Raw genomic sequence first — 22,568 nt, 5'->3', positions numbered from 1 at the left:
GGTTGATAGGCCGGATGTGGAAGCCAGGTAACTGGTGAAGCTGACCGGTACTAATAGGCCGAGGGCTTGTCCTCAGTTGCTCGCGTCCACTGTGTTAGTTCTGAAGTAACGAACATGCCGAGACCACTGTGTGGTCGGCGGGTTCACATCTTCATAGAGTTTCGGTGGTCATAGCGTTAGGGAAACGCCCGGTTACATTCCGAACCCGGAAGCTAAGCCTTTCAGCGCCGATGGTACTGCAGGGGGGACCCTGTGGGAGAGTAGGACGCCGCCGAACAATCTTTGGGGAAAGCCCCGGGCCTTGTAGCCCGGGGCTTTTCTGCGTTCGGACACCCCTGTGTACAGGACATACGGAGCTAAGGGTAAGGTCAGGGGGCATCATTGGCACGTTCGGCACAGGAGGCCCCCGGGTGGAGGTCCAGGAGACTCGCGTTCAGACGGACCGGGTACTCACCATCCCCAACATCCTCAGCATGGCTCGCCTGCTTGGCGTACCGCTGTTCCTGTGGTTGATCCTTCTGCCCGAGTTCGGCGGGCCGAATGCCGATGGATGGGCACTGCTCGTGCTGGCGCTCAGTGGTATCAGCGACTACCTCGACGGGAAGCTCGCCCGGCGCTGGAACCAGATCAGCAGTCTGGGGCGGATCCTCGACCCCGCTGCCGACCGGCTTTACATCCTTTCCACGCTGGTCGGGCTGACCTGGCGCGAGATCCTGCCGCTCTGGCTCACCGCGGCCCTATTGGCACGGGAGTTGATGCTCCTGGTGATGGTGGGAATCCTCCGCCGGCACGGCTATCCGCCGCCCCAGGTGAACTTCCTGGGCAAGGCAGCTACCTTCAACTTGATGTATGCCTTCCCGCTGCTCCTGCTCAGTGACGGAAACACGTGGCTTGCGTCACTTGCCAAAGTTTTCGGATGGGCGTTCGCAGGATGGGGTACAACTCTCTACTGGTGGGCAGGGATCCTCTACGTGGTTCAGGTCCGCCGACTCGTCAAGGCTGATGCCATGGCCGATTGAGCCGTATGCACGGAGCTGTGCAGAGTCCGCCGGTCCGCATGTGACACGAGAAGGGCCTGCCCCGGACGGGTGAAGTCGGCTGGACCGTCGTCTCTTCAAGGAGGACGCTTCCGACATGAAGGCCGTCGTGATGGCTGGTGGCGAAGGAACGCGACTTCGCCCCATGACCTCGAGCATGCCCAAGCCACTCCTGCCGGTGGCCAATAGGCCGATCATGGAGCATGTGCTGCGCTTGCTGAAGCGGCATGGGCTCAATGAGACCGTTGTAACCGTGCAGTTTCTCGCCTCCCTGGTCAAGAACTACTTCGGTGACGGCGAAGAACTGGGGATGGAGCTCACCTATGCCAACGAGGAGAAGCCACTCGGCACCGCGGGGAGCGTGAAGAATGCCGAAGAGGCGCTGAAGGACGATACATTTCTCGTCATCTCCGGTGACGCTCTCACCGACTTCGACCTGACCGATCTCATCTCCTTCCACAAGGAGAAGGGCGGTCTCGTCACGGTGTGTCTGACCCGGGTGCCGAATCCCCTGGAATTCGGCATCACCATCGTGGACGAGCACGGTCAGGTCGAGCGATTCCTCGAGAAGCCGACCTGGGGACAGGTCTTCTCCGACACCGTTAATACCGGAATCTACGTCATGGAGCCCGAGGTCTTCGACTATGTCGAGGCCGACGTTCCGGTGGACTGGTCCGGTGATGTCTTTCCGCAGCTCATGAAGGAAGGCAAGCCGATCTACGGCTATGTCGCCGAGGGCTACTGGGAGGACGTGGGCACGCACGAGAGCTATGTGAAGGCCCAGGCCGACGTCCTCGAAGGCAAGGTCGATGTGGAGCTCGACGGCTTCGAGATCTCGCCCGGCGTTTGGGTGGCGGAAGGCGCTGAAGTGCATCCCGACGCGGTGCTGCGCGGTCCGCTGTACATCGGCGACTACGCCAAGGTCGAAGCCGATGTGGAAATCCGCGAGCACACCGTCGTCGGCTCGAATGTGGTCGTGAAGAGCGGCGCGTTCCTTCACAGGGCCGTCATTCACGACAACGTCTACATCGGGCAGCACTGCAATCTGCGCGGCTGTGTGATCGGCAAGAACACCGACGTCATGCGGGCAGCGCGTATCGAGGACGGCGCGGTCATCGGGGACGAGTGCCTGATCGGCGAGGAATCGATCGTTCAGGGGAATGTGCGGGTCTACCCGTTCAAGACCATCGAGGCCGGCGCCTTCGTCAATACCTCGGTCATCTGGGAGTCGCGGGGCCAGGCGCACCTCTTCGGGGCGCGTGGCGTCTCCGGAATCATCAACGTGGAGATCACGCCTGAGCTTGCCGTACGTCTGGCCGGGGCGTACGCGACCACACTGAAGAAGGGCGCGACCGTCACCACCGCGCGAGACCACTCGCGTGGTGCGCGGGCATTGAAGCGGGCGGTGATCTCGGCGCTGCAGGCCAGCGCCATCGACGTACGCGACCTGGAGAACGTGCCGCTGCCCGTGGCCCGTCAGCAGACGGCACGAGGCAGCGCGGGCGGCATCATGATCCGTACGTCACCGGGAGTGCCGGACTCCGTCGACATCATGTTCTTCGACGAGCGCGGCGCGGACCTGTCCCAGGCCGGGCAGCGGAAGCTGGACCGGGTGTACGCGCGGCAGGAGTACCGGCGTGCGTTCCCGGGTGAGATCGGGGACCTGACCTTCCCGGCCAGCGTCTTCGACTCGTACACCGGATCGCTGTTGCGCAATGTCGATACGGCGGGGATCGCAGAGGCGGGTCTCAAGGTCGTTGTCGACGCGTCGAACGGCAGCGCCGGGCTCGTTCTGCCGAGTCTCCTCGGCCGGCTCGGCGTGGACGCGCTGACCATCAATCCCGGCCTCGACGAGTCCCGGCCCACCGAGACGGCCGATGCCCGCCGGTCGGGGCTGGTCCGGCTCGGGGAGATCGTGGCATCAGCGCAGGCGGCGTTCGGTGTGCGCTTCGACACCGTCGGTGAACGGCTGTCGCTTGTGGACGAGCGAGGGCGGATCGTGGAGGACGACCGGGCCCTGCTGGTCCTGCTCGACCTCGTGGCCGCGGAACGACGCAGCGGGCGTGTGGCGCTGCCCGTGACGACGACACGGATCGCCGAACAGGTCGCGGCGTACCACGGCACGCAGGTCGAATGGACGACCACGTCGCCCGACGATCTGACCCGGGTCGGCCGGGAGGAATCCACCATCTTCGGTGGAGACGGGCGCGGCGGCTTCATCATTCCCGAGTTCAGCAGCGTTTTCGACGGCACGGCGGCGTTCGTGCGGCTCATCGGGCTGGTGGCCCGGACACAGCTCACACTGAGTCAGATCGACGCGCGCATTCCGCGGGCGCATGTACTGCGGCGGGACGTGGCGACGCCGTGGGCGGTGAAGGGGCTCGTGATGCGCCGGATCGTCGAGGCGGCGGGAGACCGGTCGGTCGACACGACGGACGGTGTACGGGTGGTGGAGGCGGACGGCCGGTGGGTGATGGTGCTGCCCGACCCCGCCGAGGCCGTCACCCATCTGTGGGCGGAAGGCCCGGACGACGCGTCGGCCCAGGCCCTTCTCGACGAGTGGTCCGGCGTGGTGGACAGCGCAGGTCAGTGAGGTAGGTACCGGGTGCGCCGGAGGGCGGCGAAGTCCGCCTTCCGGCACATTGGTGGGGCCATTCGGTGGTAGCGGCTCCGACGTGCGACGATGTGCGGCATGCCGCAGCAGCCCCCCGTTCGGAGCACCGCCTCATCGCCGCCGCGCCCTGATGCCTCCATGTCGCTGCTGACCAATGTCATGGACCACAGCCTCGACGACGGCTACGCGGAGGCGGCGGCCCGCAGGGAGGCCGAGGGCGGCGGACTGCCCAAGTCGCTGCGGGCCAAATTGTGGCTCGCGGCCGGTCTGGTGCTGGCGGGGCTGGTCGTGACGCTCGGTGCCGCGCAGGCGCGGATATCGGCACCGGTCGTGGCGAAGGAGCGCGAGGAGCTCATCGACCGCATCGGCGCGGAGACCTCGGCCGCGGACGACCTGGAAGGCGACGTCGACCAGCTCCGTGACGAGGTGGAGGAGCGGCAGCGCAAGGCGCTGCAGCAGCACGGCGGAGACCAGGGCGCGCTGGCGGCGCTGCTCTCGGGCGCGACCGAGGTGAGCGGTCCGGGCGTCAAGCTGGTCGTCGACGACGCCAAGGACAGTGGGTCGGGCGGCGGCGGTCCGCGGGAGAGCAGTGGGTTCTCCGACACGGGGCGGGTCCGCGACCGGGACATGCAGCGGGTCGTCAACGGATTGTGGCAGTCCGGAGCGGAAGCCATCTCGATCAACGGACAGCGGCTGACCGCCCTGTCCGCGATCCGCGCCGCGGGCGACGCCATACTGGTCGACAACAAGCCGCTGGTGCCGCCGTACACGGTGCTCGCGGTGGGGGACGGGAAGAAGCTCAGCACCGCCTTCCAGGACAGTGCCGACGGCCAGTACCTGCATGCGCTGCAGGAGAACTTCGGCATCCGCACCAGTATTTCCGCGCAGGAGCAGGTGCGCCTGCCTGCCGCGCCGAGCCTGATCGTACGTACCGCAGAGCCGAGGTCCGCCAGTGCCGGAACGGGCACCGGTCAGGGCACGGCAGACACAGGGAAGGGCACATCGTGATCGCCGTACTGGGCCTCGTCGTGGGAGTCGTGGTCGGACTGTTGGTCCGGCCCGAAGTTCCGGCGGTGGTCGAGCCCTACCTCCCGATCGCCGTCGTCGCGGCCCTCGACGCGGTCTTCGGCGGCCTGCGGGCCATGCTCGACGGGATCTTCGTGGACAAGGTCTTCGTGGTCTCGTTCCTGTCGAACGTCGTGGTCGCCGCGCTGATCGTGTTCCTCGGTGACAAGCTGGGCGTCGGCGCCCAGCTCTCCACGGGTGTCGTGGTCGTGCTCGGCATCCGGATCTTCTCCAACGCCGCCGCCATCCGCCGGCACGTGTTCAGGGCGTGAGGGCGATGAGCGACAACGAGCAGATGCCGAAGGAGCGGCCGGAGCCGCAGGACCGGCATGAACCGCAGGGCCGACAGGACTCGCAGGGGCAGCCGCCGGGAGCGCAGTCGGAGCGGGCGACGGACGATCGGGACACCGGTGGCCCGGAGATCGCCGGCCCGGTGACCGCCGACCTGCAGGCCGACAGCCCGGTGACCGGTGACCCGCAGGCCGACGGCCCGGTGGCCGGTGACCCGCAGGCGGAGTCGCCGCAGACGGCAACACCCGCCGAGGAACCGCAGCTGACCGGCCGCCGCCGACTCGTCGCGAGCCTCTGGCCGCCGCGCGTCACCCGGGCCCAACTCATCGTCGCTGTACTGCTGTTCGTCCTGGGCCTCGGCCTTGCCATCCAGGTCCGCTCCAACAGCGACAACAGTGCTCTGCGCGGCGCGCGCCAGGAGGACCTGGTGCGCATTCTCGACGAACTCGACGACCGCACCACGCGACTCGAGGACGAGAAGCAGCGCCTGGAGGACCAGCGCACCGAACTGGAGACCAGCTCGGACCAGGCGGAAGAGGCGCGCAAGCAGACCCTGGAAAAGGAGCGTCAGCTGGGGATTCTTGCCGGTACGGTGGCGGCCGAGGGTCCGGGTATCACGCTGACCATCGACGACAGCTCCGGCGCGGTCGAGTCGGACATGCTGCTCGACGCGATCCAGGAGCTGCGTGCCGCGGGCGCCGAGGCGATCCAGGTCAATGGCGTCAGGCTGGTCGCCGACTCGTACTTCTCCGGCGGGGACGGCGACATCCAGGTGGACGGCAAGAAGATCAGCGCGCCGTACCGGTTCAAGGTGATCGGCAAGCCGCAGGATCTGGAGCCGGCGCTGAACATCCCCGGAGGCGTGGTGCAGACCCTGGAGAAGGAGCAGGCCACCGCCACGGTGACCCGGTCGGAGAAGATCGTCGTGGATGCCTTGCGGCCCGTGGAACGGCCTGACTACGCTCGGTCGTCCTCCTAGTGGGACGGGGGCGCGAGGGGGTGTCCGGACATGGGCAACAGGTTGCGGGGGGTCGACGCATCGTAAGCGTGCTGCGTGGTGGAAACTGTCCGGAGGGTACGGACGTTGTGAGGGTGTCCGGGTCGGTAGGTGTGTTCATTCAGGGTTCCTGCCCCACGGGCGGGTCTATTTCGGTCAAGGGGAATCGCCCGTGAAGTTGTTTGGGAAGTTGTTCGGCAAGAGCGCACGCGAGGAGAGCGGCACTGCCCGTCATCGCGCACCGCGCCATGGCCAGGAGGCGGAGCAGAGCGGCGAGCGCCCGCTCTTCCGGGACGAGGTCGCCGGCTCCGGCGGTGACATTCCCGGCGGTCAGGGCGCGTCTGCTGTTGACCCTGCCGGTCCCGGCCGCATAGGTTTCGGGGAACCGTCAACCTCAAGTACGGGTGGAGGGTTGACGCCCGACCCGTACGCATCCCATGCCCCCGCGGGGCAGCCGCGGCAGGAGGATCCGTCCATGCCGGTTTGCACGCGATGCGGGAACCGCAACGCCGAAACCAGCCGCTTCTGCTCCAACTGCGGCGCGCCGCTGCGGTCCGGAGCACCGGCCGAGCGTGCCTCGGAGACGACCTCGACGATCTCCATCTCCGGGATCGAAGCCTACGAGGCCGAGGTCACGGGTCAGACGCCCATCCCTTCGCTCTCGCCCGAGGCCCAGGCGGCCGTAGAAGCCCTGCCGCTCGGCTCGGCACTGCTCGTGGTCCGGCGCGGGCCGAACTCGGGAAGCCGCTTCCTCCTGGACGGCGAGCTGACCACGGCCGGCCGCCATCCGCAGAGCGACATCTTCCTCGACGACTTCACCGTGTCCCGGCGTCATGTGGAGTTCCGCAGGGCCGCCGACGGCAGCTTCACCGTCACGGATGTCGGCAGTCTCAACGGCACCTACGTCAACCGGGAGCCGATCGACTCGGTCGTGCTCGCGAACGGTGACGAGGTTCAGATCGGTAAGTACAGGCTGGTCTTCTACTCGAGCCAGCGGGGCGTGTGACCCTCAGGGAAATCCATGCTGCGAACTCCGACGGGCGGTGCCGGTCACGGCACCGCCAGTGGCGACAGGCTGGTCAGCATCGGGTCGGTGCTGAACCAGCTGCGTGACGAGTTTCCCGAGGTCACCATCTCCAAGATCCGTTTCCTGGAGGCCGAGGGTCTGGTCGAGCCGCGGCGCACCCCCTCCGGCTATCGAAAGTTCAGCCCGGAGGACGTCGAGCGCCTGGCGCAGGTGCTGCGCATGCAACGGGATCACTATCTTCCCCTGAAGGTCATCCGGGAGCATCTCGACGCCCTGGGCCGCGGTGAGCAGGTCCCGCTGACACCCCAGGGCGCGGGCCGGGACCTGCCCCCGGCAGGGGACCCGGAGCCGGACCGCCCCACGGCCGCACGGGTGGGCCGGGCCGAGCTGCTCGCCGCCGCGGAGGTGACCGAGGCGGAGCTCGACGAGTGGGAGTCGTACGGACTCATCACTCCGGCGGCGGACGGCGGTTACGACGCCGAATCCGTGACAGTCGCCAAACTGATCGCGGATCTGGGGAGATTCGGTCTGGAACCCAGGCACCTGCGTGCCATGAAGGCGGCCGCGGACCGCGAGGCCGGCCTGGTCGAACAAGTGGTCGCCCCGCTGCGTCGGCACCGCAATCCGCAGACCAGGGCCCATGCCGAGGCGACCACGAAGGAGCTGGCGGCGCTGTCCGTGCGGCTCCACACGGCCCTGATGCAGACGGCACTGGGTGTCCGCCTGCACTGAGCTTGTCCTGATCTTGGGGCGGCCCGACTACCCAAACCTGCCGGGCACGTCCTAGGGTTGCTGTGTGAACGAGCTCGACGTTGTGGGTGTCCGGGTGGAAATGCCCTCCAACCAGCCGATCGTGCTCCTGCGTGAAGTGGGAGGCGACCGGTACCTCCCCATCTGGATCGGCCCCGGGGAGGCGACCGCGATCGCCTTCGCACAGCAGGGCATGGCCCCTGCCAGGCCGCTGACCCACGACCTCTTCAAGGACGTGCTGGAGGCCGTCGGGCAGGAGCTCACCGAGGTCCGGATCACTGACCTGCGTGAGGGCGTGTTCTACGCGGAGCTGGTCTTCGCCAGCGGGGTCGAGGTGAGCGCCCGGCCGTCCGACGCCATAGCGCTCGCGCTGCGCACCGGCACGCCCATCTATGGCAGTGACGGGGTGCTGGACGATGCGGGCATCGCGATCCCGGACGAGCAGGAGGACGAGGTGGAGAAGTTCCGCGAGTTCCTCGACCAGATCTCGCCCGAGGACTTCGGCTCCAGCAGCCAGTGACCCTGTACCGTCGGCTCGCACCGGCTTGCGCGGGCGCATTCGAAAAGCCATTCCCCGGACCGGGGCACGGAAAACCACTCTCAGGGTGATTATCACTCGGCGTGCCGAGTGTGGCGATCGTTGACGCACCCCGAGCGACTGCCTACCGTCGAGATGGCAGGTCAAGGACGGAGGTCGGCGTGAGAAGCAGCGGCGACGGTACGGCAGCAGGTCCCCTCGGACACACTCCGATGGAGGGCGGGGCGTATCAGGTTCACGGCAGTTTGACGGCCGACCCGACGACAGAGACCATCGGCTACCGGGGGCCGACCGCGTGCGCGGCGGCGGGCATCACCTACCGGCAGCTCGACTACTGGGCACGGACCGGCCTGGTGGAGCCGAGCGTGCGGCCGGCGTACGGATCGGGCACCCAGCGGCTCTACAGCTTCCGGGACGTCGTCGTCCTGAAGATCGTGAAGCGTTTCCTGGACACGGGCGTCGCGCTGCAGAACATCCGGGCCGCGGTGCAGCACCTGCGGGCCCGAGGCTTCGCGGACCTGGAGCGGATGACGCTCATGAGCGACGGCGCGACCGTGTACGAATGCTCCTCGCCCGACGAGGTCGTGGATCTGCTCCAGGGCGGCCAGGGCGTCTTCGGGATCGCCGTCGGCGTGGTGTGGCGGGACGTCGAGGCGGCGCTGTCGCAGCTGCACGGTGAGCGCATCGACACCGGTGAGACGCTGGTCGGCCACGATCCGGGCGACGAGCTGGCCAGACGCCGCCGCGAGCGGGCGGGCTGAACCGTGCGGGGCCCACCGCCCCGCAGAGGCTCGCGGCGCGGCTCGTACGCTCGTACGGCCGATTGTCAGTGGCGTAGGGCAGCATCGGAGATGTGAGACCCGCGCCGACCATTCTGCATCTGGACATGGATGCGTTCTTCGCCGCTGCCGAGCAGGCGTCGAAGCCCAGTCTGCGCGGAAAACCGGTGATCGTCGGCGGCCTGGGGCCGCGTGGCGTGGTGGCCACCGCGTCGTACGAGGCGAGACGGTTCGGCGTGCATTCGGCGATGCCGATGGCGCAGGCCCGGCGGCTGTGTCCGAACGCCGCGTATCTGGTGCCGCGGTTCTCGCTCTACCGGTCGGTGAGCGATCAGGTGATGGAGCTGCTCGGCCGTCTGTCTCCGCTGGTGGAGCCGCTGAGCCTGGATGAGGCCTTCGTCGACCTGGAGGCGGGTGGGGCGGCCCATGACTCGCGATCGGCACGGGAAGCCGGTGAACGGCTGCGCAGGGACATTCTCGGGGGCACGGGACTGACCGGCTCGGTGGGGCTGGCGGGTTCGAAGATGCTCGCGAAGATCGCCTCCGAGCAGGCCAAGCCGAACGGACTCGTCCTCATCGAGCCGGGCACCGAGCGGGAGCTGCTCGGGCCGATGTCGGTCCGGACGCTGCCCGGAGTGGGGCCGGCGACGGGGGAGCATCTGCGGCGGGCGGGCATGACCACGGTCGCCGAGCTGGCGGAGGCGGGTGAGGACGAGCTCGTACGGCTGCTGGGGAGGGCGCACGGGGCGGCGCTGTACCGGATGGCGATGGGCTTCGACGACCGTCCCGTGGTCGCCGAGCGGGATGCCAAATCGGTGTCCGTGGAGGACACCTTCGACGTGGATCTGCACGACCGGGTGCGGATCAGGATCGAGGTGGAGCGGCTTGCCGACCGGTGTGTGAAGCGACTGCGCGGATCCGGGCACTCGGGGCGCACGATCGTGCTGAAGGTGCGGCGGTTCGACTTCTCGACGCTGACGCGGTCGGAGACGCTGAGGGGGCCGACGGACGACCCAGCGGTGGTGCGGGAGGGCGCGGCCCGGCTGCTGGAGGCGGTGGACACGACGGGCGGCGTCCGGCTGCTGGGCGTGGGGGTCAGCGGACTGGCCGACTACACCCAGGAGGATCTGTTCGCGCAGGCCGCGGCCGGTGAGCACGCGGACGAGGACGGAACCGGGGACTCCGAGCATCGTCCTGGGGGCGAGGAGCCGCCGCAGGAGGAGCAGCAGCCTCCGGCCGAGCGGCGCTGGGCCGCGGGCCATGATGTGCGGCACGCCGAGTACGGAGCGGGATGGGTCCAGGGCAGCGGGCTCGGTCGGGTCACCGTCCGCTTCGAGGAGCCGTGGTCGGTCGTCCCGGGGCGGGTGCGGACGTTCTCGGTGGACGATCCGGCGCTGGAGCCGTCGGAGCCGCTGCCGCTGGTGCGGCAGCCGCCGGATCAGTCGTCGTTGCCCGCCAGCCGGCCGAAGTCCCGGTCGGGTATGGAGCCAGGGCCGGATGCGGGGCCCGTGCCAGGGGGTTCTGTGGTGGTGTCATCGGAGGCGGGCGGCGGGGAGGCCGCCGGCTTCTCCGGCGGGGCGGGGAGGTCGAGTCCGTAGTGGTGGTACAGCTGCAGTTCCTGCTCGGGGGAGAGGTGCCGGCCGACACCGAAGTCGGGGGCGTCCTTGATCAGCGCCCGCTCGAAGGGGATGTGCAAACCGTCGCCCGCGAGTTCGCTGGGCTCCAGGGGGACGAACGCGTCCCGGCTGAACAGGCCCGTGCGTACCGCCGCCCACTCCGGCACCCCCGTCGCGTCGTCGAGATACACCTCGTCCACGGTCCCGATCTTGGCGCCGTTGCGGTCGAACGCCTTGCGGCCGATCAGGCTGCGCGGATCGATATCGGTCTGCACGGTCCCTCCTACAGGTCGCAACGGTTCACTGAACACTACGAAAGTGCACATCTGAGGCGTCGGCCACTCGAGGGTCCGGGCCAAGACCTCGCTGGTAGGCTGGCAGGCGGCTGTTGACCCCGTGCGGGAGAGTGCTCCGGTGAAAGTGCCGGAGACGCCGAAGGAGCAAATCCTCCCCGGAATCTCTCAGGCCCCTGTACCGCACGGACGAGGTCACTCTGGAAAGCAGGGCGGGCGTTTGACGGCATCCGCTCTCACCGACGGTGAAAGCCGGGCTGCCCTCAGGGCGGTCCGGTGAAGCTCTCAGGTTGAGATGACAGAGGGGGAGGCCGTCCGGGCACCCGCGCCGTGGTGCCCCTCGCAGGTCGCAATGACCAGGAGGCCTCCGCAATGACCGCCAACCGCATTCCGCTCTCCCAGCTGGAGCGAGGCACCCCCTTCGAGCAGCGCCACATCGGGCCCGACGCCGAGGCTCAGGCGAAGATGCTCGCGCAGGTCGGCTACGGCTCGCTGGATGAGCTGACCGGCGCCGCCGTGCCGGACGTGATCAAGAGCGCCGAGGCGCTCGGCCTGCCCGACGCCCGCACCGAGGCCGAGGTCCTGGCCGAGCTGCGCTCCCTCGCGGACCGTAACAAGGTGCTCGCGCCGATGATCGGCCTCGGCTACTACGGCACGTTCACCCCGCCGGTCATCCTGCGGAACGTCATGGAGAACCCGGCCTGGTACACGGCGTACACGCCGTACCAGCCGGAGATCTCGCAGGGCCGGCTGGAGGCGCTGCTCAACTTCCAGACGATGGTCGCGGACCTGACCGGTCTGCCGACCTCCGGGGCCTCCCTGCTCGACGAGGGCACTGCGGCCGCCGAGGCCATGGCGCTGTCCCGCCGCGTCGGCAAGGTCAAGGACGGCGTCTTCCTGATCGACGCCGACACCCTGCCGCAGACCGTCGCCGTGATCGAGACCCGGGCCGAGCCGACCGGTGTCGAGGTCGTCGTCGCCGACCTCAGCGAGGGCATCCCGGCCCGGATCGCCGAGCGTGGCGTCTTCGGCGTGCTGCTCCAGTACCCGGGCGCTTCCGGCGCCGTCCGCGACATCAAGCCGGTCATCGAGCAGGCCCATGAGCTCGGCGCGATCGTCACCGTGGCCGCCGACCTGCTGGCGCTGACCCTGCTCACCTCGCCCGGCGAGCTGGGCGCGGACATCGCCGTCGGCACCACCCAGCGCTTCGGAGTCCCCATGGGCTTCGGCGGCCCGCACGCCGGTTACATGGCGGTCCAGGCCAAGCACGCCCGCAGCCTGCCCGGTCGCCTCGTCGGCGTCTCCGTCGACGCTGACGGCAACAAGGCCTACCGCCTGGCGCTGCAGACGCGTGAGCAGCACATCCGCCGCGAGAAGGCCACCAGCAACATCTGCACCGCGCAGGTGCTGCTCGCGGTCATGGCCGGAATGTACGCCGTCTACCACGGCCCCGAGGGCCTCAAGGCGATAGCGCGCCGCACCCACCGCTACGCCGCGATCCTCGCCGAAGGGCTGCGCGCAGGCGGTGTCGAGATCGTGCACGGCGCGTACTTCGACACGCTGACCGCCCGGGTCCCGGGCAAGGCCGCCGGCATCGTCGCCGCCGCCCGTGAGCACGGGGTCAACCTGCACCTCGTGGACGACGACCAGGTCTCCCTCGCCTGTGACGAGACCACGGGCCGCGCCCAGCTCACCGCCGTCTGGTCCGCCTTCGGCGTCGAGGGCGACGTCGAGGCGCTCGACGCGACGGTCGACGACACACTCCCGGCCGCCATGCTGCGCACCGATGACGTCCTCACCCACCCGGTCTTCCACGCGCACCGCTCCGAGACCGCGATGCTGCGCTACCTGCGCAAGCTGGCCGACCGTGACTACGCGCTCGACCGCGGCATGATCCCGCTCGGCTCCTGCACCATGAAGCTGAACGCGACCACCGAGATGGAGCCGGTCACCTGGCCGGAGTTCGGCCAGATCCACCCCTTCGCCCCGGTCGAGCAGGCTCAGGGCTATCTCACCCTCATCCGTGAGCTGGAGGAACGTCTCTCCGAGGTCACCGGGTACGACAAGGTCTCCATCCAGCCGAACGCCGGCTCGCAGGGCGAGCTCGCCGGCCTGCTGGCGGTGCGCGCGTACCACCGTGCCAACGGCGACGACCAGCGCACCGTCTGCCTCATCCCGTCCTCCGCGCACGGCACCAACGCGGCCAGCGCGGTGATGGCCGGAATGAAGGTCGTCGTGGTCAAGACCGCCGACGACGGCGAGATCGACGTGGAGGACCTGCGCGCCAAGATCGAGCAGTACCGTGACGAGCTGTCCGTGCTCATGATCACGTACCCGTCGACGCACGGAGTGTTCGAGGAGCACGTCGCCGACATCTGCGCCCAGGTCCATGAGGCCGGCGGCCAGGTGTACGTCGACGGCGCCAACCTCAACGCGCTGGTGGGCCTCGCCAAGCCGGGCAAGTTCGGCGGCGACGTCTCGCACCTCAACCTGCACAAGACGTTCTGCATCCCGCACGGCGGCGGTGGCCCCGGCGTCGGCCCGGTCGGCGTCCGCGAGCACCTCGCCCCGTACCTCCCGAACCACCCGCTCCAGCCGACCGCCGGTCCCGAGACGGGCGTCGGACCGATCTCCGCCGCCCCGTGGGGTTCCGCCGGCATCCTGCCGATCTCCTGGGCGTACGTCCGGCTGATGGGCGGCGAGGGCCTCAAGCGCGCCACCCAGGTCGCGGTGCTCGCCGCGAACTACATCGCCAAGCGTCTGGAGCCGCACTACCCCGTGCTCTACACCGGTCCGGCCGGGCTCGTCGCGCACGAGTGCATCGTGGATCTGCGGCCGCTGTCGAAGGCGACCGGCGTCAGCGTCGACGACATCGCCAAGCGACTGATCGACTACGGCTTCCACGCGCCGACGATGTCGTTCCCGGTGGCCGGCACGCTCATGATCGAGCCCACCGAGAGCGAGGACCTCACCGAGATCGACCGGTTCTGCGACGCGATGATCGCGATCCGCGCGGAGATCGAGAAGGTCTCCTCGGGCGAGTGGCCCGCGGAGGACAACCCGCTGCGCAACGCGCCGCACACCGCGGCCGCGCTCGGCGGGGAGTGGGAGCACCCGTACAGCCGCCAGGAGGCGGTCTTCCCGGCCGGTGTCCAGGCCGCGGAGAAGTACTGGCCGCCGGTGCGCCGGATCGACGGGGCGTTCGGCGACCGCAACCTGGTCTGCTCCTGCCCGCCGCTCGACGAGTACGACAGCTGACGCGCCCGGACATGCGTCAGGGCCGGTTCGGAGTTCGCCTCCGAGCCGGCCCGTTGTTGTCCGGTGTGGTTGTCCGGCGTGGTGCTGTGCGCGGTGTGGTGCTGTGTCCGGCGCGGCTCGTCCGCCCCGGGTGCTGCCCTAGGCCGCCGTGACCAGTCGCAGCGGCCGGTGCGGGGCGATGATCTGCCCGTCCGGGAGCAGCTCACCGGTGTCCTCGAAGAGCAGGACGCCGTTGCACAGCAGACTCCAGCCCTGCTCCGGGTGGTGGGCCACGAGACGGGCGGCCTCCCGGTCGGCGGATTCAGCTGTCGGGCAGGGTGGCTGGTGCTGGCACATGGATGGGTTCTTTCGCTGCGGTGTGGAGACTGTCCTGCGGCTCGATGCGGTGTTCATGGCCGCCCCCGTATCTTGTTCGGTCCGGTCCCAGTGTTGCCCCACGGGCATAACATCCGCAGGGATTTAGCGGCACCTCGTCTTACCACTTAATGACGTATCACCCGCGCGGACGGTTCAGCCCAACTGCACCGTCTCTTCGGGTGGTTCGGGGTGGCCGGAGTGGGCTAGTCCGGACGGGGCATGTTCATGCCCCGTGACCTGAGGTCACGGGGCATGAACATCAAGTGTCCGTCGCTCAGGCAGGCGACCCGAGCAGCGGCGCGGGGGTGACACGCAGTGTCAGTACCGGCAGCAGATCCGCGACCAGGTGCGCCCGGTGGGCGGCGATCCCCGGTGGCGCGGGGGCGAGCGGAACCAGCAGATCGGCCGGCGCCGGCTTGCCCGCCGCCGCGTCGGCCTCGGTGTTCCTGTGCAGCCACAGCGTGAGCATGTACAGCTCGGGTACCGACAGCAGGCGTGGCTGATACGCACCGGGGACGGCCTCCGCCTGCTGCAGCGCGCGTTCCGTCGAGGCGATGTACGGGCCCTCGAAGAAGTGCGAGAAGGCCCAGCCGTCCGGGGTCAGCATGGTGTCCGCGGCGGCGATGGCACGCTCGCCGCTGCGGATGAGGAACCGCCAGCCGGCCAGCCGGGTGCGTGGCCTGCGGCTGCCGTGCGGGACGACCTGGTCGAGCACGTGGACGGGGAGCGGGAGTTCGGCACTCACCGCTCCTTGGACGGAACGGAGGGCGGGGGTACGAGCCTCGCGGACTGCGGCGGGGGAACCGAGTGCCGCGAGGACGCTGCGCAGGGCGGGCGCGGGGGCCGGGGGAACAAGCAGCGGCATGGTGGGTCGCCTCTCACTCAAGAGACAGGGTGATGCGAGGGCAGATGCGGACGGCACTGTCAGCGTGGGCCAGAGGGGGCCGAATTTCCATGGCCGGGCGCCGACTCTCTGCCTCGTTCACGGAGTTTATACGACGCGTGTTCACGCAATGTTTCTGCTAGCCGTCCCCGGTATTGCGTTCAAGGGCGCATTCAGCCTTTCTGGCGGGGAGTTTCTGATGATTTTTCATGAACGCGCTGCCGTCACCTGGGGTGTTACCCCGCGAGCGGTCGGCCGAATCTCGTCGGCGTTTTGACCACGCATCGGTAAGCGGTAACTGCGCACCGCTCCATGCCGAAGGAATGTGCCGCGTGAATGCCGATCCAGACTAGCGGTCCACAGTCGCGCGCGGGGCGTTATGGATCACTCGGTCTGGGCATTATCGTCCGTGACGTAAGCGGCCGACGCCGTCGGCCGCCCACTCGAGGAGGGGTGCTTCGATGGGGGAGAAGGTCGTGGCAGGCGGGTTCGACCTGTCCGATCGGCAAAGGTACCGGAGAAAGCTTCAGCAGTGCCTGGCGGGACTGGGGAGGCTCCTGGCGGAGAAGAGGTTCGACCGGCCCAAGAATCTGATGGGGCTGGAGATCGAGCTGAATCTCGCCGGGGCCGACGGGTTGCCGCGGATGATGAATGCCGAAGTGCTCGACCGGATAGCCAGCCGAGATTTCCAGACCGAGCTGGGAATGTTCAATCTGGAGGTCAACATAGCCCCCCACCGGCTCGCCGGCCGAGTTCTCGATCAGCTCGCGGAGGAGCTCCGTACCGGATTGGGATATGCCCACCGCAAATCCGCCGAGGTCGACGCCGGGATCGTGATGATCGGAATTCTCCCGACGCTGACCCGTCATGACCTGGTCTCCGCGAATCTCTCGGAGGTCGACCGTTATGTCCTGCTCAACGACCAGATCGTCGCCGCCCGCGGTGAGGACTTCACCCTCGACATCGAGGGAGTGGAGCGGCTGAGCTGCACCTCGACGTCGATCGCGCCCGAAGCCGCCTGTACGTCGGTGCAGTTGCACCTTCAGGTGACCCCCGGCCGGTTCGCCCAGGTGTGGAACGCCGCGCAGGCGATCGCGTCCGTCCAGATCGCGGTCGGCGCGAACTCGCCCTTCCTGTTCGGCAGGGAGCTGTGGCGCGAGTCCCGGCCGCCGCTGTTCCAGCAGGCCACCGACACCCGGCCGCCCGAGCTCCAGGCACAGGGCGTACGGCCCAGGACCTGGTTCGGCGAGCGCTGGGTCGGCTCGGCGTACGAGCTCTTCGAGGAGAACCTGCGGTACTTCCCGGCGCTGCTGCCGATCTGCGACGAGGAGGACCCGCTACGGGTGCTCGACGACGGCGGCGTGCCGCGCCTGCAGGAGCTCGTCCTGCACAACGGCACGGTCTACCGCTGGAACCGTCCTGTGTACGGACTCGCCGACGGCGTACCGCATCTGCGCGTCGAGAACCGGGTCCTCCCGGCCGGGCCCACTGTCACCGACGTGGTGGCGAACGCGGCCCTCTACTACGGGCTGGTGCGGGCGCTGGCGGAGGAGTCGCGGCCGGTGTGGACCCGGATGCCGTTCGAGGTCGCCGCCGCCAATTTCGACACGGCGTGCCGTCACGGCATCGACGCCGAGCTCCAGTGGCCGCGGCCGGGCCGTTCCGGCGGCATGACACGCGTACCGGCCGTCAAGCTCGTACGGGACGAACTGCTGCCGCTTGCCGCGGCCGGACTGGACGCGTGGAACGTGGAGCCGGCGGACCGCGATTTCTACCTCGGGGTCATCGAGGGGCGGTGCCGGCGCCGGGTGAACGGCGCGTCCTGGCAGGCGGACGCCTTCCACCGGGCCCTGGAGTCCGGACTGGACCGGGAAGCCGCGCTGGCGGCCGTCACCCGCCGGTACTCCGAGCTGATGCATCTGGGCGATCCCGTGCACACCTGGCCGGTCTGGCCGGCGGGCTGACCGCTCGCGGCTGCCCGCGTTCCTGCTCGTCCCTGCCCCCGCCCGCCTCCGCGCCTCGCCCGCCGGCCTCGCCCTGCCCCCGCCCCGCCTCCGCACCCCGCGTCCCGCGTCTCGACGTCCTCGTGCGCCCCTGCCTTCGTCCGCCGCGCCGTCGTCGGGCAAGCTGTGGCGACGGGACGAGGCAACAGGAGGCAGCTGTGCAGGCGGAGGCGGGACGTGAGTCCGGTTGGCTTCCCGAGGGAGGTTTGTCACGGAGGACCCTGCGGTCGGAGACCCTGCTCGTCCTGGCGCTCTCGCTGGGTGCCAGCGCGGTGTCGTCGCTGATCAGCTTTGTCGGGTCGCTCACGAAGCCGGGAGGTCTCAAGGACCAGGCGGCGACACTCAACAGTTCGTTCGCCCCCGGGCGGCCGTGGCTCGATCTCGCCTGGCAGCTGTTCGGGATCGCCACGGCCCTGGTGCCGGTCGCGCTCGTCGCGCATCTGCTGTTCAGGGAGGGCGTCGGTGGCCTGAAGGCCATCGGCTTCGACCGTACGAAACCCTGGCCTGACCTGGGGCGGGGTGCGCTGGTGGCCGCCGGGATCGGCAGTGCGGGGCTCGCGTTCTATCTCGTCGCCAGGGCCGCCGGGTTCAATCTGACGGTCGTGCCCGAGGCGCTTCCCGACGTCTGGTGGAAGTACCCGGCCCTGATCCTCTCCGCGGTGCAGAACTCCGTGGTGGAGGAAGTGATCGTCGTCGGGTATCTGCTGCGCCGGCTGGGCCAGTTGGGCTGGACGCCAATGGCGGCGCTGGTGGCCAGTTCGGTGCTGCGCGGCTCGTACCACCTGTACCAGGGGATCGGCGGCTTCGTCGGCAACATGGTGATGGGCGTGGTCTTCGTGCTGCTCTACCGGCGGTGGGGCCGGGTCGGCCCACTCGTCGTCGCACACGCGTTGCTCGACATCGTCGCGTTCGTCGGGTACGGGCTGCTCGCCGGGAAGGTCAGCTGGCTGCCCACGGTGTGATCCACGCGGAACACGGGGTCTTTCGAGGGGCGTACGGCAGCAGCCGTACGCCCCTTGTGTGTCAGGGACGGCGCGTCAGGGCCTGGCGAGCAGTTCGCCGTCGATGACGGTGACCGCACGGCCGGTCAGCAGGACGCGGTCGCCGCGCAGAGCCGTCCGTACGAGACCGGAGCGGGCGGAGGCCTGCAGTCCGGTCAGCTCGTCGCGCCCCAGCCGGGCGGACCAGAACGGGGCGAGCGCGGTGTGCGCACTCCCGGTGACCGGGTCCTCGTCGATGCCGACGTTGGGGAAGAAGCAGCGGGAGACGTAGTCGTATCCGCGGCCCGGGTCCTCGGCCGGGGCGGTGGCGATGATGCCGCGCTTCGAGTGGGTGGCCAGGGCCGGGATGTCGGGTGTCAGGCCGCGTACGGTCGCCTCGTCCGCCAGCTCGACCAGCAGATCGCCGATGTGGTCGGCGGTGTCGTGGACCGAGAGCGGAGCCGCGTTGAGCGCCTTGGCGACGCCGAACGGGGCCTCCGCGCGGGTCAGCGGCGAGACCGGGAAGTCCAGCGTGATCGTGCCGTCCTCATGTGCCGTCGCAGAGAGGATCCCGCACCGCGCCGCGAAGCGCACCGTGCCGGTCGCGGCCCCGGTGGCGGGCAGGGCACCGGTCGCGTGCAGGACGTGGGCCGTGGCCAGCGTGGCGTGACCGCACATGTCCACCTCCGCGGTGGGGGTGAACCAGCGCAGGGCCCAGTCGGCCTCGCCGCCGGCGGGCAGGGGGTGGGCGAAGGCCGTCTCGGAGAGGTTCACCTCCCTCGCCACGTTCTGGAGCCAGCTCTCGTCGGGGAACGCGTCGGTGTCCAGGAGCAGGATCCCGGCGGGATTGCCCGCGAAGGGCCGGTCGGTGAAGGCGTCGACGATTCGAATCCGCATGCCGCTGACCGTAGGGGGCCACTGAAGCCGCAGGCCAAGGCCAATTTCAGGGAGCTGGACCGATCGGTTGTTGTCAACCGAAGAGTTCCGATATATCGTTGACGCATCGCGACAGATCAACGATGGAAGGAGCGTAGCGATGCGTTCACGTGGACACGGGTACGGACCCGGATCCGGGCAGGGCAACTGCGGACCGGGTCATCGTGGTCGGGGTGAATACGAAGGAGTCCGTGCCGCATTCGGTCCGTTCGGGCCGGGGTTCGGCGGGCCGCCGTGGGGCGGCGGACGTCGCGGAGGCGGCCGGGGGAGGGCGCGCCGCGGTGATGTGCGGGCCTCGATCCTGGCCCTGCTGAAGGACCGCCCGATGCACGGTTACGAGATGATCCAGGAGATCGGCGAGCGCAGCGGCGGGGCCTGGAAGCCCAGCCCGGGCTCTGTCTATCCCACACTCCAGCTGCTGGAGGACGAGGGGCTGATCCTCAGCGAGAGCGAGGGCGGCAAGAAGCTGTTCACGCTCACCGACACCGGGCGCACCGAGGCCGAGTCGGTCCCGGACGCCCCCTGGGAGGAAGCGGGCCGTGGCATCGACTGGGATGCCATGAACGAGATACGTACCGCAGGCTTCGGGCTGATGGAGGCGTTCAGTCAGGTCTGGAAGACCGGAACCGCCGAGCAGCGGCAGAAGGCGATTGCCGTCATCGGCGAAGCCCGCAAGAAGCTGTACCTGATCCTGGCCGACGAGCACTGACGCACGGCAGGTGGGCGACGGCAGGTGCGCCACGGAAGGGTCCCGCCCGAGGCGGGGCCCTTCCGTGCGTCCGGGGGCTCAGCCCACCAGCCCGCTCAGCTTGCGCAGGGACTCGTTGAGGGCGGCGGTCGCCGAATCCTTGAGCTTGCCCGCCATCAGCGAGACGGCCGCGCCCGTGAACTCGCCGTCGATCCGGACCGTCGTGGCGTCACCGTCCGGGGTGAGTGTGTAGCGGTTGCCGACGAGGACCCCCATCGGCCCCTTGCCCTTGATGGCGAAGACCCGCTCCGGCTCCAGCTCCTCGACCGTCCAGGTCACTTCTGCCGGGAAGCCCATCAGCTTCATGTTCTCGGCGAACGTGGCGCCGGTCGCGAGCGTGTCCGGGCCGCCCTGCGGGAAGCTCGTGTGGGTGGCGTTCCACTGGCCGTACGAAGCGAAGTCGGTCAACTGGGCCCATACCTTCCCGGCGGGCGCCTCGATGCGTGCCTCTGCACTGACCTCGGCCATACGACCACCCCTTCACGCGTTCTCATTGGGCTCTGGTGTCGCGGAACGTAGCCGCGTGGCCGTGAACATTCAATACTGATGAACTGTCAGATTCTTGCGGACGGGAGGACACCCGTGGCCGCGCTCCGTCAGGGGGCAAAGGGGTCCGATCTCATCCGTAAGGAGGAGAAACCGGCCGGGTGAGCCCAACCTCCGTGGGAGGCGCGAATGCTTCCACGCGGCGATGTCCGCACCGCGCGGGGCTGATGGGGTGGGAGTGTGCAAATCCCTGTCCCGCGGGTGCCCCAGCAGCCCGCATCCACCCGCGCCGGGACCGACGCCGGACTCACCGAGCAACTGGCCTCGGTCGTCGCGGGCGCACGCCGGCGCGCGCTGCGGGACGGCGACCGCCAGATCGACACCGCCCATCTGCTGCACTCCCTGATCGAATCGGACCCGGAGGTGCGGAGCGTCTTCGACGGCGGGGCCCAGCTCGCCCGCGTGCTCGGCTACCTCGTCCAGCGCAGCATCGGTTACGGGCTGCGCTGGCAGGCGGCGGTCGAGGACTCGGGCGCGGTCCCCCTGGTCCGCGACCCCGAGTCGGCCGGCTGGTCGCCGTCGGTGGCCGCCGCCATGCAGGACGCGCTGGAGCGAGCCGCGCTGCGCGGGGCCTCGCGCGCCACCGGACTCGATCTGCTCGCCGCGATCGCTGCGGACCGCGAGTGCCGGGCCGTCGAGGTACTGGCGCACGCGGGGGTCGACACCGCCCGTCTCACAGGTCGCATCGGGAAGCTGCCTCAACAGCTGTGATGGGGAGCTGTCTCAACAGCTGTGATGGGGAGCTGTCTCAACAGGTGTAACGGATGTGACGCTCCTGACGGGGGCTGCCATGATGTGCGGATGCGCGCGTCTCAGGGAAGGAACGCCGGCCTGGGACTCGCCCTGGCCTCGGCGTTCGCGTTCGGTGGTTCAGGTGTGGCGGCCAAGCCGCTGATCGAAGCGGGGCTCGACCCGCTGCATGTGGTGTGGCTGCGGGTCGCAGGCGCCGCCCTCGTCATGCTCCCCGTGGCCTGGCGCCACCGTTACCTGCTGATACGCAGGCCGGCGCTGCTCGCGGGCTTCGGACTGCTCGCCGTTGCCGGCGTCCAGGCCTGCTACTTCGCGGCGATCTCCCGGATCCCCGTCGGCGTGGCACTGCTCATCGAGTACCTCGCCCCCGCCCTGGTCCTCGCCTGGGTCCGCTTCGTCCAGCGGCGGCCGGTCACCCGCGCCGCCGCAGCCGGAGTGGTCCTCGCCGTCGGCGGGCTCGCCTGCGTCGTCGAGGTCTGGTCCGGGCTGAGCTTCGACGCGGTCGGGCTGCTGCTGGCCCTCGGCGCTGCATGCTGCCAGGTCGGCTACTTCGTCCTGTCCGACCAGGGCGGGGACGGCGCCGACGCCCCGGACCCGCTCGGCGTGATCGCGTACGGACTGCTCATCGGCGCGCTGCTCCTGACGGTCGTCGCGCGGCCCTGGGGCATGGACTGGTCGGTGCTGGGCGGCAGCGCGAGCATGGGCGGTACGCCCGTCCCGGCGGCTCTGCTGCTCGGCTGGATCGTGCTGATCGCCACCGTCGTCGCGTATGTCACCGGCGTCGTCTCCGTCCGCAGGCTCTCTCCGCAGGTGGCCGGAGTGGTCGCGTGCCTGGAGGCGGTCATCGCGACCGTACTGGCCTGGGTGCTGCTCCGTGAGCACCTGTCCGGACCCCAGATCATCGGCGGTGCGGTGGTCCTGGCGGGTGCGTTCATCGCCCAGTCGTCCACGCCCAAGGCACCGTCCGGGCCGGTGGCCGGCGGGCCGGGGCCCGCCTCGGGAGCCACCGAGGAGAGCTTGGCGTCCGAACGCGCCGCAGCGTAAGGTGTAACGATCATGCATTCGACCGTACTTCCGCCGCCCGCCACGTAGCGCGGGCG

The 22,568-nt window shown here is 69.2% G+C and carries 20 protein-coding genes, 2 rRNA genes, 1 pseudogene and 1 riboswitch; of the genes and pseudogenes, 18 read left to right on the top strand and 5 right to left on the bottom strand.

Annotated elements, in window-relative coordinates; translation table 11 throughout:
• The 12 genes from AC0699_RS14015 to AC0699_RS13960 form a co-directional block, all read left to right on the top strand.
• Nucleotides 1–74 (top strand): 23S ribosomal RNA (locus AC0699_RS14015); the annotation flags it as partial.
• 86 nt (nucleotides 75–160) lie between these two features.
• Nucleotides 161–277, top strand: a 5S ribosomal RNA gene (gene rrf / locus AC0699_RS14010).
• A gap of 133 nt (nucleotides 278–410) precedes the next feature.
• Nucleotides 411–1,019 (top strand): cardiolipin synthase ClsA, encoded by a 609-nt coding sequence (gene clsA, locus AC0699_RS14005; RefSeq protein ID WP_478659549.1) that lies wholly within the window; start codon nucleotides 411–413, stop codon nucleotides 1,017–1,019.
• A gap of 115 nt (nucleotides 1,020–1,134) precedes the next feature.
• A complete protein-coding gene (locus AC0699_RS14000; RefSeq protein ID WP_478659547.1) occupies nucleotides 1,135–3,630 on the top strand; it encodes a sugar phosphate nucleotidyltransferase in 2,496 nt (831 codons plus the stop codon).
• A 99-nt stretch (nucleotides 3,631–3,729) separates the two neighbouring features.
• Entirely contained in the window at nucleotides 3,730–4,659 is a 930-nt protein-coding gene (locus tag AC0699_RS13995) for a DUF881 domain-containing protein (protein WP_478659545.1), read from the top strand.
• Nucleotides 4,656–4,988 carry a small basic family protein gene (locus tag AC0699_RS13990; protein WP_003970459.1) on the top strand — a complete coding sequence of 111 codons (333 nt, stop codon included), beginning with the start codon at nucleotides 4,656–4,658 and terminating at the stop codon, nucleotides 4,986–4,988. Before AC0699_RS13995 ends, AC0699_RS13990 begins: the two co-directional genes overlap by 4 nt.
• Nucleotides 4,989–5,011: 23 nt before the next feature.
• The gene (locus tag AC0699_RS13985) at nucleotides 5,012–5,986 is read left to right on the top strand and encodes a DUF881 domain-containing protein (RefSeq protein WP_478659578.1); all 975 of its coding nucleotides are present in this window, start codon (nucleotides 5,012–5,014) and stop codon (nucleotides 5,984–5,986) included.
• A gap of 85 nt (nucleotides 5,987–6,071) precedes the next feature.
• Nucleotides 6,072–7,010, top strand: coding sequence for an FHA domain-containing protein (locus AC0699_RS13980; protein WP_478659576.1), 939 nt, complete (start codon nucleotides 6,072–6,074; stop codon nucleotides 7,008–7,010).
• A 15-nt stretch (nucleotides 7,011–7,025) separates the two neighbouring features.
• Entirely contained in the window at nucleotides 7,026–7,763 is a 738-nt protein-coding gene (gene ftsR, locus AC0699_RS13975) for a transcriptional regulator FtsR (RefSeq protein ID WP_478659543.1), read from the top strand.
• A gap of 64 nt (nucleotides 7,764–7,827) precedes the next feature.
• Entirely contained in the window at nucleotides 7,828–8,301 is a 474-nt protein-coding gene (locus tag AC0699_RS13970; RefSeq protein WP_026281837.1) for a bifunctional nuclease family protein, read from the top strand.
• A gap of 230 nt (nucleotides 8,302–8,531) precedes the next feature.
• Complete coding sequence (locus tag AC0699_RS13965) at nucleotides 8,532–9,080, top strand: MerR family transcriptional regulator (RefSeq protein WP_478659574.1); 549 nt, start codon at nucleotides 8,532–8,534, stop codon at nucleotides 9,078–9,080.
• A 92-nt stretch (nucleotides 9,081–9,172) separates the two neighbouring features.
• Nucleotides 9,173–10,696 carry a DNA polymerase IV gene (locus AC0699_RS13960; RefSeq protein ID WP_478659540.1) on the top strand — a complete coding sequence of 508 codons (1,524 nt, stop codon included), beginning with the start codon at nucleotides 9,173–9,175 and terminating at the stop codon, nucleotides 10,694–10,696.
• 161 nt (nucleotides 10,697–10,857) lie between these two features.
• Here AC0699_RS13960 and AC0699_RS13955 read toward each other — a convergent pair.
• A pseudogene (locus AC0699_RS13955) lies at nucleotides 10,858–11,040 on the bottom strand (PRC-barrel domain-containing protein); the annotation flags it as partial.
• Between the two features lie 63 nt (nucleotides 11,041–11,103).
• Nucleotides 11,104–11,201, top strand: a riboswitch (glycine riboswitch).
• Between the two features lie 178 nt (nucleotides 11,202–11,379).
• Here AC0699_RS13955 and gcvP point away from each other — a divergent pair.
• Nucleotides 11,380–14,265 carry an aminomethyl-transferring glycine dehydrogenase gene (gene gcvP, locus AC0699_RS13950; protein ID WP_478659538.1) on the top strand — a complete coding sequence of 962 codons (2,886 nt, stop codon included), beginning with the start codon at nucleotides 11,380–11,382 and terminating at the stop codon, nucleotides 14,263–14,265.
• A gap of 138 nt (nucleotides 14,266–14,403) precedes the next feature.
• Here the strand turns inward: gcvP and AC0699_RS13945 are convergent, their stop codons facing one another.
• Nucleotides 14,404–14,601: a DUF5999 family protein gene (locus tag AC0699_RS13945; RefSeq protein ID WP_478659536.1), complete on the bottom strand. Its 198-nt coding sequence runs from the start codon at nucleotides 14,599–14,601 to the stop codon at nucleotides 14,404–14,406.
• 295 nt (nucleotides 14,602–14,896) lie between these two features.
• Nucleotides 14,897–15,487, bottom strand: coding sequence for a hypothetical protein (locus tag AC0699_RS13940; RefSeq protein ID WP_453665612.1), 591 nt, complete (start codon nucleotides 15,485–15,487; stop codon nucleotides 14,897–14,899).
• Between the two features lie 479 nt (nucleotides 15,488–15,966).
• On the opposite strand from AC0699_RS13940, the gene AC0699_RS13935 reads away from it, so the two are divergent.
• Complete coding sequence (locus AC0699_RS13935) at nucleotides 15,967–17,469, top strand: glutamate-cysteine ligase family protein (protein ID WP_478659534.1); 1,503 nt, start codon at nucleotides 15,967–15,969, stop codon at nucleotides 17,467–17,469.
• 197 nt (nucleotides 17,470–17,666) lie between these two features.
• On the top strand, nucleotides 17,667–18,470 hold the full coding sequence (locus AC0699_RS13930) for a CPBP family intramembrane glutamic endopeptidase (RefSeq protein ID WP_478659532.1): 804 nt from the start codon (nucleotides 17,667–17,669) through the stop codon (nucleotides 18,468–18,470).
• A gap of 75 nt (nucleotides 18,471–18,545) precedes the next feature.
• Here the strand turns inward: AC0699_RS13930 and AC0699_RS13925 are convergent, their stop codons facing one another.
• Nucleotides 18,546–19,385: a PhzF family phenazine biosynthesis protein gene (locus AC0699_RS13925; protein WP_478659530.1), complete on the bottom strand. Its 840-nt coding sequence runs from the start codon at nucleotides 19,383–19,385 to the stop codon at nucleotides 18,546–18,548.
• Nucleotides 19,386–19,524: 139 nt separating this feature from the next.
• Between AC0699_RS13925 and AC0699_RS13920 the strand changes: the two genes are divergently transcribed.
• On the top strand, nucleotides 19,525–20,133 hold the full coding sequence (locus tag AC0699_RS13920) for a PadR family transcriptional regulator (protein ID WP_478659528.1): 609 nt from the start codon (nucleotides 19,525–19,527) through the stop codon (nucleotides 20,131–20,133).
• 78 nt (nucleotides 20,134–20,211) lie between these two features.
• Here the strand turns inward: AC0699_RS13920 and AC0699_RS13915 are convergent, their stop codons facing one another.
• A complete protein-coding gene (locus tag AC0699_RS13915) occupies nucleotides 20,212–20,640 on the bottom strand; it encodes a type II toxin-antitoxin system Rv0910 family toxin (protein WP_478659526.1) in 429 nt (142 codons plus the stop codon).
• A gap of 258 nt (nucleotides 20,641–20,898) precedes the next feature.
• Between AC0699_RS13915 and AC0699_RS13910 the strand changes: the two genes are divergently transcribed.
• The gene (locus tag AC0699_RS13910) at nucleotides 20,899–21,429 is read left to right on the top strand and encodes a peptidase (RefSeq protein WP_478659524.1); all 531 of its coding nucleotides are present in this window, start codon (nucleotides 20,899–20,901) and stop codon (nucleotides 21,427–21,429) included.
• A 90-nt stretch (nucleotides 21,430–21,519) separates the two neighbouring features.
• Nucleotides 21,520–22,512 carry an EamA family transporter gene (locus AC0699_RS13905; RefSeq protein ID WP_478659522.1) on the top strand — a complete coding sequence of 331 codons (993 nt, stop codon included), beginning with the start codon at nucleotides 21,520–21,522 and terminating at the stop codon, nucleotides 22,510–22,512.
• Nucleotides 22,513–22,568 lie beyond the last annotated feature (56 nt).

This window comes from Streptomyces sp. NPDC043870 (genome assembly GCF_056435785.1).
This window is presented reverse-complemented; position numbering and strand designations above follow the sequence as displayed.

Bases quoted from the DNA above. Each gene is read 5' to 3' on its own strand.
- AC0699_RS13925 (WP_478659530.1), bottom strand. From the start codon at position 19,385: ATGCGGATTCGAATCGTCGACGCCTTCACCGACCGGCCCTTCGCGGGC.
- AC0699_RS13995 (WP_478659545.1), top strand. From the start codon at position 3,730: ATGCCGCAGCAGCCCCCCGTTCGGAGCACCGCCTCATCGCCGCCGCGC.
- AC0699_RS13985 (WP_478659578.1), top strand. From the start codon at position 5,012: ATGCCGAAGGAGCGGCCGGAGCCGCAGGACCGGCATGAACCGCAGGGC.
- gcvP (WP_478659538.1), top strand. From the start codon at position 11,380: ATGACCGCCAACCGCATTCCGCTCTCCCAGCTGGAGCGAGGCACCCCC.
- AC0699_RS13945 (WP_478659536.1), bottom strand. From the start codon at position 14,601: ATGTGCCAGCACCAGCCACCCTGCCCGACAGCTGAATCCGCCGACCGG.
- AC0699_RS13905 (WP_478659522.1), top strand. From the start codon at position 21,520: ATGCGCGCGTCTCAGGGAAGGAACGCCGGCCTGGGACTCGCCCTGGCC.
- ftsR (WP_478659543.1), top strand. From the start codon at position 7,026: ATGCTGCGAACTCCGACGGGCGGTGCCGGTCACGGCACCGCCAGTGGC.
- AC0699_RS14000 (WP_478659547.1), top strand. From the start codon at position 1,135: ATGAAGGCCGTCGTGATGGCTGGTGGCGAAGGAACGCGACTTCGCCCC.
- AC0699_RS13935 (WP_478659534.1), top strand. From the start codon at position 15,967: ATGGGGGAGAAGGTCGTGGCAGGCGGGTTCGACCTGTCCGATCGGCAA.
- AC0699_RS13965 (WP_478659574.1), top strand. From the start codon at position 8,532: ATGGAGGGCGGGGCGTATCAGGTTCACGGCAGTTTGACGGCCGACCCG.
- AC0699_RS13940 (WP_453665612.1), bottom strand. From the start codon at position 15,487: ATGCCGCTGCTTGTTCCCCCGGCCCCCGCGCCCGCCCTGCGCAGCGTC.
- AC0699_RS13920 (WP_478659528.1), top strand. From the start codon at position 19,525: ATGCGTTCACGTGGACACGGGTACGGACCCGGATCCGGGCAGGGCAAC.
- AC0699_RS13915 (WP_478659526.1), bottom strand. From the start codon at position 20,640: ATGGCCGAGGTCAGTGCAGAGGCACGCATCGAGGCGCCCGCCGGGAAG.